The organism is Ruminococcus sp., from assembly GCF_017650195.1.
Lineage (GTDB): Bacteria > Bacillota > Clostridia > Oscillospirales > Ruminococcaceae > Ruminococcus.
The window spans coordinates 1-11985 of sequence record NZ_JAGCFH010000089.1 but is presented as its reverse complement, the minus strand read 5'-3'; the positions used below and the strand labels follow the sequence as shown (position 1 = coordinate 11985).

General features: G+C 43.2%; 6 protein-coding genes and 4 pseudogenes. 8 read left to right on the top strand and 2 right to left on the bottom strand.

All coding sequences use genetic code 11. The features are described 5' to 3' along the window. On the bottom strand, window positions 1-1522 hold a 1522-nt coding region (locus J6U00_RS03790; RefSeq protein WP_296579078.1), incomplete at its 3' end, for a glycoside hydrolase family 11 protein. Between the two features lie 502 nt (window positions 1523-2024). On the opposite strand from J6U00_RS03790, the gene J6U00_RS03785 reads away from it, so the two are divergent. The 7 genes and pseudogenes from J6U00_RS03785 to J6U00_RS03755 form a co-directional block, all read left to right on the top strand. After that, on the top strand, window positions 2025-5030 hold the full coding sequence (locus J6U00_RS03785) for a family 43 glycosylhydrolase (RefSeq protein ID WP_296579075.1): 3006 nt from the start codon (window positions 2025-2027) through the stop codon (window positions 5028-5030). A 126-nt stretch (window positions 5031-5156) separates the two neighbouring features. Next, complete coding sequence (locus tag J6U00_RS03780; RefSeq protein WP_296579072.1) at window positions 5157-5909, top strand: AraC family transcriptional regulator; 753 nt, start codon at window positions 5157-5159, stop codon at window positions 5907-5909. Between the two features lie 190 nt (window positions 5910-6099). Next, window positions 6100-6891 (top strand): helix-turn-helix transcriptional regulator, encoded by a 792-nt coding sequence (locus tag J6U00_RS03775; RefSeq protein WP_296579069.1) that lies wholly within the window; start codon window positions 6100-6102, stop codon window positions 6889-6891. A 78-nt stretch (window positions 6892-6969) separates the two neighbouring features. Next, window positions 6970-7290: pseudogene (locus J6U00_RS03770) on the top strand (dockerin type I domain-containing protein); the annotation flags it as partial. A 288-nt stretch (window positions 7291-7578) separates the two neighbouring features. Continuing rightward, window positions 7579-8154 (top strand): annotated as a pseudogene (locus J6U00_RS03765) (glycoside hydrolase family 16 protein); the annotation flags it as partial. Window positions 8155-8379: 225 nt separating this feature from the next. Beyond that, a pseudogene (locus J6U00_RS03760) lies at window positions 8380-8967 on the top strand (glycoside hydrolase family 16 protein); the annotation flags it as partial. 222 nt (window positions 8968-9189) lie between these two features. Beyond that, window positions 9190-9756 (top strand): annotated as a pseudogene (locus tag J6U00_RS03755) (glycoside hydrolase family 16 protein); the annotation flags it as partial. Between the two features lie 196 nt (window positions 9757-9952). Here the strand turns inward: J6U00_RS03755 and J6U00_RS03750 are convergent. Further along, window positions 9953-10819, bottom strand: a complete 867-nt coding sequence (locus J6U00_RS03750) for an AraC family transcriptional regulator (RefSeq protein ID WP_296579067.1) — start codon at window positions 10817-10819, stop codon at window positions 9953-9955. A gap of 256 nt (window positions 10820-11075) precedes the next feature. Here J6U00_RS03750 and J6U00_RS03745 point away from each other — a divergent pair, with 256 nt between their 5' ends. After that, window positions 11076-11966 carry a hypothetical protein gene (locus J6U00_RS03745; RefSeq protein ID WP_296579065.1) on the top strand — a complete coding sequence of 297 codons (891 nt, stop codon included), beginning with the start codon at window positions 11076-11078 and terminating at the stop codon, window positions 11964-11966. Window positions 11967-11985 lie beyond the last annotated feature (19 nt).

Below are 11985 nucleotides of genomic sequence, written 5' to 3'. Positions count from 1 at the left end.
CGGTCGTGTCTCTGGAGAAGCTGCCTGCACCGAGAAGGTATCTCTGAATACATACAAGGTCTGCCACGTTGACCGCTCCGTCGTCGTTTACATCTGCTCTGTGAAGATATTGCCCTTTACCTGAAAGCAGGTTCAGAATGAGCCTTCTGAACGGAGCAAGGTCAAAAACGTCAACTGTGCCGTCTTCGTTTATATCGCCCTTTACTTCCGAAATATCCTTTTCCTCTTCTAGGAGTTTGCTCATATATGACTGCACTCCACCTTCGGCTACATAAGCATAGTCAATGAAGAAATCGGTATTGCTGCCTGTCGTTTCGATACGGATAGTGGTATTCTGTGCTCCCTCGGGAATAGTATAGGAGGTAGTTGAAAGATCAGTCCATTCGTCCTTTTTCGCTTTGACTGAGGCAGCTCTATCGAATTGATCGAAACCGTTCTCATCTGTATACATGACTGTGAGTATAAAATCTGTAGCATCTTCAGTATCCTGCTTTACCGCCGCGCCGAAGCTTATGGTGTCGCCGGGAAAGAAGTTGCCGGAAATTTGCATAACAGGACCTTCCCATGATTCGATACGGTCAGATACAAGTACACATTTATCGTCTGCGTTTCCGTAGTAACCGTTTTCTGATACCGACATATTGCAGTCATAGTAGGGAGACCAGTCAATTATAGTATCAGTGTCAAAATTGTATATTTGATAATAACCGTAGATGTCGGCAAAATTCAGCCTCGGATTTCTTGAATTTGTGCCGAATCTGATAATCTGTACAGGGGCGGATGAATCATGTCCGCTGACCAGAACATTATTTACGTCAGCCGAGCCGCTGGAGTGATGATTTTCAAAATACAGGCATACTTCATAAAGAGTTCCTGACATATCAAGTCCTAACTGCTCCCATGTCTGAAAATGCTGACAAAAGCTGACATCACCATTGATATGGTTGTTTTGGTAGTTTCTTACTGGATTTTCTGTGCGTATGCTCCAGTACCGAGGAAATGATGTTGTTCCGTTAAGACTTGGCTGATTGTAGACCATATTTCTGTACAGGTCATAAGTGTTGCCGTTGAGTATGTATGAGCCGCAGTCCGTAGCCGATGGATACATTGGAGAAGGCTTGACGGCTCCCCAGGCCTCGACGATAAAATACTCAACAAGAGGATTTCTTGTCCAACCGTGAACAGCCATGAAGGAATCGCCCTTCGGGAAATAATCGACATCATATTCAAGGCAACGCCAGTTAAATGGTAATTGACGGTAACTCTGCTTTTGTGAGTCGAAATTCTTGCCCATACCAAAAATACATTCCTCTACATCTTCCCATGAGCAGGTGAACGAGTTAGTATCAGCTTTCATATCAGCTTCTCCGATACTGCCCTTATTCCACATCTCATAGTCGTACTGACCAATCGCACCTTTTTTCTGTTGGTCAGCAGCAGAAACAGTAAATGGAACAGATGAAAATAGAATCAGCGCTGAAACAATGCCGCTGATGAACCTTTTTACTTCTCTGGATACCATTTCTATCACTCCTTTACATAATCCAAAATACCTTAAGATAAACTGCCAGTACAAAAGGGCAAAATACCCTATTATTTGTTACCTTTATTATAAAATGAACAAGAGATTAAATGCAAGCCAAAATTTGTGGAGTGTTGTAAATAACATCAAAAATTGCTTGGATGTTGAAAAAATGAAGCACTTTTGCAATAAAAAGCTGACGGGGATGATAAATGTTCATGTCTAGAACTGCCCGATAATACGGAAGGTTTTTAATGAATGAGGAGAAATGTATAGATATTTTTGCTCTGATAGCAAATATTGATATGTTTAGCGCAAAAATGATATTTATAGTAGAAATATTACCATTTATAACAAAATTTTGGTATAACGAAAAAAGAATCATACATTATAATTTAATAAAATATAAAGAAATTGTGAATTTTGACCGTTGAAAGTTCACTGTTAAAACGAAGGGAAATAATAAAAAGCAAATCCAAAAATAAAAAACGGGGGCAGACTTATGAAAAAACTTTTATCATTTATGACTACTGCGGCTTTGTCATGTACAGTGCTCGCAGCAGTCCCGCAAGCGCTTGTCAAGGCTGATAATCCGTGTATCCAGACGATATACAGCACTGACCCTGCGCCGATGGTGTATAATGATACGGTATATGTATACACCGGACGCGACAAGGACAACTCGGACTTCTACTATATGCCGGACTGGCACTGCTATTCCTCCCAGGATATGCAGAACTGGACAGATCACGGCACATTGCTTTCATGGAATTCTTTCACATGGGGCAAGGAGGATACGGCTTGGGCTTCGCAGTGTATAGAGCGTAACGGTAAGTTCTATTACTATGTGACTCTTGAGCACAAAAACGGCGGCGGAAGAGGTATAGGCGTCGCTGTTGCAGATTCTCCGACAGGACCTTTCAAGGACGCCATAGGCAGGCCTCTATGCGGTCCTAATTGGGACTACATTGATCCTACTGTGTTCATTGACGATGACGGTCAGGCTTGGCTAATGTTCGGAAATCCTACTTGCTACTACGTCAAGCTCAAGGAGGACATGATAACCCTAGACGGTCAGATTGGAAATTTCAATATGAATTCATCAACCTTCGGTCCCGGAGGCGGAAAGGCTTCCTCATACGGCGAGGGACCTTGGTTTTATAAGCGTGGAGACCTTTATTATCTCGTTTTTGCTGCTTTCTATAATGGAGAGAACTCAGAGAGCATAGGTTACTCCACGGCTCCTTCTCCTACGGGTCCGTGGACTTACCGTGGACAGGTTATGAAGAAACATAACTGTTTCACCAATCATCCTGGCATTATTGATTTCAAGGGACATTCCTATCTCTTCTACCATGACGCTAGTCTGCCGGGCGGCGGCGACTTCGATAGAAGCGTCTGCATTGATGAGTTTCAGTATGGCTCAGACGGATCTATCCCTACGATATCCCCCACAAAAACAGGTCCGAAGCAGCTTGCTTCTCTCAATCCCTACAAGAGGGTAGAGGCTGAGACTATATGTTTCTCATCAGGTGTCAAGACGGAGAAGTGTGACAATGGTGGAATGAATATCGGTAATATTCGCAATGGCAGTTATGTCAAGGTTAGCGGCGTTGACTTTGGAAACGGCGCTGATAAGTTTACCGCAAGCGTTGCAGCAAGCGGAAACGGCGGCGATATCGAGATATATCTTGACGGTCTTAACGGCAAGAAGATAGGTACTTGTTCTGTTCCGGGAACAGGTGGCTGGCAGAACTGGGAGGAGGTATCCTGCGCCGTGAGCGGAGCCAGCGGAGAGCATGACCTTTATTTCAAGTTCACCGGCGGAAACGATTACCTTTTCAATATTGACTGGTGGCAGTTCGGCGGCGACGAGGGCGGTACGTCTTCAGACACTACAACTGTCACTACAGCACAAAATGATAATACAACAACCACAACTACTGTAACGACCATAACGCCTGACGATACCGATGGCTATATCAGGCACTGGACCTTTGAGGGCAGTGATGATAACTGGGAAGGCAGGGGAAGAGCTTCTGTAAGCGCTTCGTCAAAGGAAGCTTTCAAAGGCAGCGGCTCTCTTTACTGTTCTGGCAGAGAGGATTCATGGAATGGCGCTCTTGTAGATATTGAAGGTGACGTCACAGCAGGCAAGACATACAGCTTCAGCGCTAACGTGATGCAGAACGAGGGAAGCGATGCCGAGAAGTTTTATTTCACCATGCAGTATAGTGATGGAAGCGGTACAAATTACGTGAAGATAGCCAATGCTTCTCCTATGAAGGGTAGCTGGGCTCAGCTTGCAAATAAGAGCTTCACGGTGCCATCAGGCGCTTCTGATATATCCATATATATCGAGTCGGAATCAGGCAACACTAGCTTTTATGTAGACGAGGTGGCGATAGCTGCCGGAGGCACGTCCATAGAAGGCGCTGTCGGAGGACAGTCCATACTTGGCGACATCAATTCGGATGGCTGTATTAATGCACTGGATGTAACCGCTGCAAGAAGGCTTATTCTAAGCAGCAGCAGGAACGCTTCGCTGGTAAAGCTTGCAGATGTTGACAGGAGCACGGAATTTGAGGTGAACGACCTGGTACTCATTCAGGAATTCGTTCTCGGTAAGATAAAGGAATTCCCGGACAATACTCCAGAGCCTCAGGTTACTCCTTTCAATTACGACTCGAATAAACAGTACAAGGAAGCTCCCGGAAACTATTTCAACAATTGTCAGCAGGCAGGAAAGGTTGTTAAGGAGAGCTACAATGGTATAAACGGCGGAAACAACCTGAATGTTTATCTGCCTTACGGCTACGATGACAGCAAGCAGTACAACATATTCTATCTCATGCACGGCGGCGGAGAGAATGAGAACACTCTTATCGCCCAGGACGATACAATGATACAGAAAATGTTAGATCACATGATCATGAACGGCGAGCTTGATCCCCTTATCGTTGTATTTCCTACATTCAACAAGACAGAGGCTGGACGCTTCTACAGTGAGTTCCGCCAGAGTGTAGTTCCTTTCGTTGAGGGCAAGTATTCTACTTTTGCCAAAAAAGACACCTCACAGAACTCATTACAGGCTTCAAGAATGCACAGAGCTTACGGCGGATTCTCAATGGGTTCAATTTCAACATGGGCTGTATTTGAGAACTGCCTTGACATCGTCGGCTACTATATGCCTCTCAGCGGTGAGAACCGTGACGCTAATTCTGCTTATGACAGGGCGAAACTGATAGCAGACGCTGTGGATAAGTCGGGATTTAAGAAAAATCAGTATTTCATCTTTGCAGCTACGGGTTCCGAGGATATAGCATATCCGAATTTTAATCCTCAGATAGAGGAAATGAAGAAAATGAGCCAGTTTGTTTACACCTCAGATTTCTCTAAGGGCAACTTCTACTTTATGGTAGCACCCGGAGCAACTCACTGGTGGGGCTATGTAAGACATTATGTTTACGACGCGCTGCCTTATTTCTTCCACGAAACAGGTACATAATACAGCAGTTTTTCAAGCTCACCATATAATGCATGGTGAGCTTGATTCAAGTAACATATTGTGCTTGATTATTTTACGATTAAATGTTATAATATTACTAAAGTACCATAAAGTGAGGTGTCGCGAATGAGTGATTATACTGAAAAGTATATTTCATCACATCTTTTTCTGAAACGGGAGGAGGGCTTTGAACACGCTCCCTTTGACCGTGAAATAGCTTGCTATGAGAGTATCTGCTCAGGAAATATAGAACTCGTAAAGGTATTTGCCACTCCCCTATGCGGCGAGGGCTACGGAATACTGAGCAAGGATCCTCTTAGAAATTTAAAGTATCATTTTTCAATATCTGCCGCACTGATAGCAAGATTCTGCATAAACAGCGGTATGACCCTTGAGGAAGCTTACAATCTCAGTGATATATATATAATGAAGGCTGATGAATGCAGGACAGCGGACGAGGTCCACGCAGTTCATCAGGAGATGATAGAGGGCTATACCCGTCACATGAGAAGAGTGCGTAACAGCGGTATCTATTCAAAGCAGATAGTAAGGGCTTTGGATTACATAAGCGATCATCTGCACGGAAAGATCATGATAGAGGACGCTGCGGATTTCTTGAAGATAAGCCCTGCATATTTGTCGCGCCTTTTCAAGTCCGAAACAGGTATTGCCTTCAGCAATTACGTCAGCAAGACCAAGGCTGAGGAGGCTGCAAATCTGCTGACATTTTCGGAGTATACCGATTCCGAGATAAGCAATCTTCTTGGTTTCAGTTCACAGAGCTATTTTATAAAGATATTCAAGAAATATCTCGGTGTAACGCCAAAGGAATACAAAAAGCGCTACAAGTTCCCAGATTTTATGAAGGAGAACAAATAACAATACTTATCCCCTGCAAAAGCGGGGGATAACCTTTTATGCAGATATCATAATATTACTAAATTTGACAATAAAATAATATAAAAACAGATTTGAAAATGTTATAATCTACACAATGAATAAAAAGACTTGTTTATGTTGAATTAGGGATCTGTCATAAAATGAATTTTTGGAAAATGGAGAATCTATAATGAAAATTAATAATGTTGGCTTCGACCACTGCCATGATGCAGACTTTTTTATTGACAGACCGGAGGGGAGCGGAGATTATCTTCTTCTGCTTGTACGTACGCCTGCTGTTTTTGAGATAGATGGCAAGGAAATACTCACTCCTGCCGGCTCGGTATTTATATACCCCAAGGGCAGACCTCAGCGTTATCGTTGCGTGCCGCTGAATGTATTTGAAAATGACTGGGTGCATTTTGATTTCGACAGCCGTTCAGAGGAGGAGGAGTTCCTCAGTATGGAACTGCCGCTTGAAACTCCCGTGACTATGCCTCTGGAGTTCCTGAGTTACTGCGTAAAGTCAATAGCCTATGAGAGATATTCTGATAATCCGTGCAGAGCGGAGTCGGCTTCTCTTTTCATGAGGCTAATGTTTATAAAGATAAAGGAAAAGAATCAGAACGGTATCTCTGGAAGGCGCAGCACACAGTTCGAACTAATTTCGACTGTCCGCAACAAGATATACTGCCGTCCCTACGAGCAGCGAACTGTTGACAGTACAGCTCACGAGGTAAGAATGAGCCGTTCTGCATTCCAGCATGCTTACAAGAAGCATTTTGGTATGACTTTTATCGAGGATCTGGTGAAAAGCCGTGTGAGCTACGCGAAAATGCTGCTTTCGACTACTAATATGAATATAAATGATATCTCTGCAAGTAGCGGATATCACAGCTACGTTCATTTTGCAAGACAGTTCAAGGAACAGACGGGTTACACTCCGTCAGAGTTCCGCAGAAAATCACAGAATGTGACATGATGTGCCGCAGCAGCTGAATGTGCTGCAGCATATTTTGTTTCAATAAAAAAGAAAAAATTACAGTGACTTTGTCACAGAATGAGAGGGCGGACTATGGAAAAGCACACTTTTAAACGCTGTGCTGCAATTATTGCAGCCTGTACGCTAATGACTTACCCATTTACAGCAGCGTCTTTTTCTGCTATGGCAGATGACGGTGTTACTTTATGGGGCGACGCAAATTGCGACGGTACGGTTGATATGGGCGATGCTGTCATTGTTATGCAGTCGCTTGCAAATCCCAATAAGTACGGCGTAAACGGAACAGATCCGAATCGCATAACAGAACAGGGCATAAGAAATGCCGATGTTTATGAGAACGGCTCTTCACTTACGAGCTCGGATTCTCTCTCTATACAGAAGTATCTTCTGCATTTGATCAGAGAGCTACCGGAATCTTTCCTGCCAGGTAGTGCCGATACTCCTACAACAACTACAACCTCTACAACAACTACAACCTCTACAACAACTACAACCTCTACAACAACTACTACCACCACAACAACAACCACTACCACACCTCCTACAACAACTACTACAACTACAACATCGCCAAAGCTGAATATCAAGGATTACGGTACTCCTATGAATTCCTCGGCAACGATGGTAGAGGATTTCAGAGATGGCTCATCAAAGTACTTCATAGCCTCCGACGGCTGGGAGAATGGTGATCCTTTTGATTGCGGCTGGTACAAGTCACAGACCTCACTTGACAAGGGTTGTCTGACACTTTCCATAGACAAGGACAATAGCGGCAAGTACAATTATGCAGGTGCTGAGTACAGAACTACCGATTTTTATAGTTACGGCTACTATGAGACATCTATGCAGGCAATAAAGAACGACGGTGTTGTATCTTCGTTCTTCACATACACAGGTCCTTCCGACGACAATCCTTGGGATGAGATAGACATTGAAATCCTCGGCAAGGACACCACAAAGGTACAGTTCAACTATTATACCAACGGTCAGGGCAACCATGAGAAGATGTACGACCTTGGTTTCGATGCTTCGCAGGGCTTCCATACCTACGGTTTTGACTGGCAGCCTGATCACATCACATGGTATGTTGACGGAAAGGCAGTTTATACAGCTAACAGCAATATACCGAAGACAGCCGGCAAAATCATGATGAACACCTGGCCCGGCAGAGGTGTTGACGGTTGGCTCAATCACTACAACGGAAATACTCCGCTGACAGCTTACTATCAGTGGGTGACATACAATAAGGGCGGCGTTTCAGGCAGCGGAAATAATAATCAGCAGCAGAATCCGTGGGAGCAAGGCAATAACAACCAGCAGAATCCATGGGAGCAGGGAAACAACGGTCAGCAGGGAAATAACAATCAGCAGCAGAACGGTTCCATTCAGGATCACGGAACAGCTATGAATTCCTCAGCAACTATGGTAGAGGATTTCAGAGACGGTTCATCAAAGTACTTCATTGCTTCCGATGGCTGGGAAAACGGCGATCCATTCGACTGCGGCTGGTACAAGTCTCAGACATCACTTGACAAGGGGTATCTGACGCTATCTATCGACAAAGACTATTCAGGCAAGTATAATTATGCAGGCGCTGAGTACAGAACTACCGATTTCTACGGCTTCGGCTATTACGAGACCTCTATGCAAGCAATAAAGAACGACGGCGTTGTATCTTCGTTCTTTACGTACACAGGTCCTTCCGATGACAATCCTTGGGACGAGATAGACATTGAGATACTCGGCAAGGATACAACAAAGGTACAGTTCAACTATTACACCAACGGTCAGGGCAACCATGAGAAGATGTATGACCTTGGGTTCGACGCTTCACAAGGCTTCCACACCTATGGCTTTGACTGGCAGCCAGATCACATAACATGGTATGTTGACGGAAAACCTGTTTACACAGCAAACAGCAATATTCCTCAGACTCAGGGAAAAATCATGATGAACACATGGCCCGGCAGAGGCGTTGACGGCTGGCTCAATCATTACAACGGAAATACTCCATTGACAGCTTACTACCAGTGGGTTACCTATAATAAGAGCGGAGCTACTGGCAGCAATAACAATAACGATAATAACAATAATAGCAACAATAACAATCAGAATCAGTGGCAGAATCCTTGGGAACAGGGAAATAACAATAATAATAACAATAATCAGCAGTCAAATCAAACAGCTTCCGGCCTGACAGATTATGGTACAGCCATGAATACCTCAGCAACAATGGCAGACGATTTCAGAAAGGGATCATCACGCTATTTTATCGCTTCCGACGGCTGGGAGAACGGAGATCCATTTGACTGCGGTTGGTATAAGTCTCAAACAGCTTTCAAAGACGGTGCTTTGACTCTCAGTATTGACAAGGACTACTCAGGCAAGTACAATTATGCAGGAGCTGAGTACAGAACTACCGATTTCTATGGTTTTGGTTACTACGAGACGTCTATGCAGGCTATCAAGAATGATGGCGTTGTATCTTCGTTCTTTACGTACACAGGTCCTTCTGACAATAATCCGTGGGACGAGATAGATATTGAGATCCTCGGCAAGGATACTACAAAAGTGCAGTTTAACTACTATACCAACGGTCAGGGCAATCACGAGTTTATGTACAACCTAGGATTCGATGCTTCTCAAGGTTATCATACCTACGGTTTTGACTGGCAGCGTGACCACATAACATGGTATGTTGACGGAAAGGCTGTTTACACGGCTAACAGCAATATTCCTCAGACACCTGGAAAGATAATGATGAACACATGGCCCGGCAGGGGCGTTGACGAGTGGCTCAATCACTACAACGGAAAAACTCCTCTTACCGCACGCTATCAGTGGGCTACTTACAACAAGCAGTAAGTATCTGTAAGCTAACATCCTTCCATTATACATAACTGAAACGGGCATAAGGAAACAAGATTTGCTTCTTTATGCCCGTTTCTTTATATGTTACGAAAGAACTATTGATATATATAAAAGGAATATAAAATAAAAAGCGCTGAGGTATTGATACTTCAGCACTTTTGTTGTATAATTATGTATGGTCCGAAATTTTGTAGAGAGTTTTGAACTCTGTCGGAGTACAGTTCTTCGCTTTCTTGAATGCGCGGTTGAAGGTTGTAAGGCTTGCAAAGCCTGCACGCATGGCTACTTCCGTTACAGAGAGATTCGGGTCGATGAGCAGGCGCTCAGCGGCCTTTATGCGCTTGCTGTTTATATATTGTATATAAGAAACGTTATTGTATTTCTTGAATATTCTTGAGAAATGGTATTTGCTGTAGCCTGCTATGGAAGCTATCTTTTCAAGGGGGATCTCCTCCATATAGTTCTGGTTGATGTACTTCATTACCATGCCGAATTTTCTGGTATCGTCCCTTCCAGTGATATCGTTCGAAAAAGCGTCGGCAGCGATGGTGAGCTGATACTCGCGTACAGCCGCAAGTATATTTACAAGCGAAAGATATATCCTTACATCTGCAAGAGTTGATTTTGAATAGTATTCAGAATAGATATCAAGGATATTCTTCCTTGACAACACATAAAGTTCCTTGCTGAGAGTGGGTGTGATGTGGAACGGTGCGGAAAAAACAGGTGTGAGGGCTTCAAGAGCCGGAACATCGCTTATTATACTGTTCTCGCACTGGAAAATTATTCGTCTGCCTTCCTGGGCAGGCATTGAATGAAGTTCGCCCGGTGGAATAATAATTATCTCTTTTTCATTCAGATGATAATTCCTGCCGCCGACCGTAACTGTGAAGCCATTATGTAGAGGGATAATGACTTCCACGGCGTTATGCCAGTGTGTAGGATACTCTTCAACTTCGTCATTATCATATAATAGTACAAAGCGCTGATTTTCATACTCAACTGTCTCATAATCGCCTGACAGATTTTTAATCATGACTGACCTCCTTAACCAAAAATAAATGTTAATAACATATTAATATCCGTTCCGGTAACTGCATCGCCATTACAAATACCGATTTTTCAGCTATATTATACACTACATTTATGCCATTTGTAAAGTGGGTTGGGTAAAAAACTGAAAATGTTAGCAATTCCTGAGTAAAAACTATTAAAAAAGCCGCAATATTTGATTAGTATTAATTGCTTAAGTGTATTATAATATTTACAGAGTAAACGAAAGGTGATATATGATGTCTATAAACTACAAAGAATCCGATTATAAAAACTATGGTAAGTGTGCTTGGCTCGATAATGGCAGTATAAAGCTTATAGCTACTGTCGATGTGGGGCCGAGAATAGTTTTTTTCGGCGCTTCAGACGGCGTAAATATGCTTTTTGAGGATATAGACAGGAATTTCTATGAGATAAATAATGGCTACGGCGTATGGTACGCTTACGGCGGACACAGGATATGGTCCGCGCCCGAGGTGATGCCCGAGACTTATCTTCCTGACAATTCAAGGATCGAAGCAATTTTTGATAATGGAGAGCTTATTTTAAGACCTGCGAGAACAAAATTTGACAAGCAGTTCGAAATCGTAGTCACAATGGGCGAGGGTAACTCGGTCGTTATCGAAAACAGGATCACCAATTGCTCTGATAAACCAGCTGAATACGCTCCATGGTCTGTTACTGGACTTGCAGCCGGTGGTACAGAGATAATACCGCTGTGCAGAGAAGACAAGGGCTTCCTTCCAAATAGGACTATGGCGCTTTGGAGTTATTCCGATATAAAGGACGAACGCTTTGAGTTAAAAAACAATTATGCTCTCCTCAAACAGGATTCTAAGAAAAAGAAGCCTTTCAAGGCAGGCTTCAACGTTACAGATAAGAAGATAGTTTACATAAAGGACAGCCATATACTCAAAGTCAGTTTCGATGATTATAAACAGATTGTTTATCCTGATTTTTGCTGTAATTTTGAAACCTATACCAACGATTTGTTTCTTGAATGCGAGATACTTGGCGAACTGAGAACCTATCAGCCAGGCGAAACGGCTTCTATCAAGGAAGTATGGGAGATATCCGATATAGAGTGCTCTCCTGAAAAATTCATGGAAGAATTTGTAAGTAAAATATAATACGAAAGGAGAATGCTTG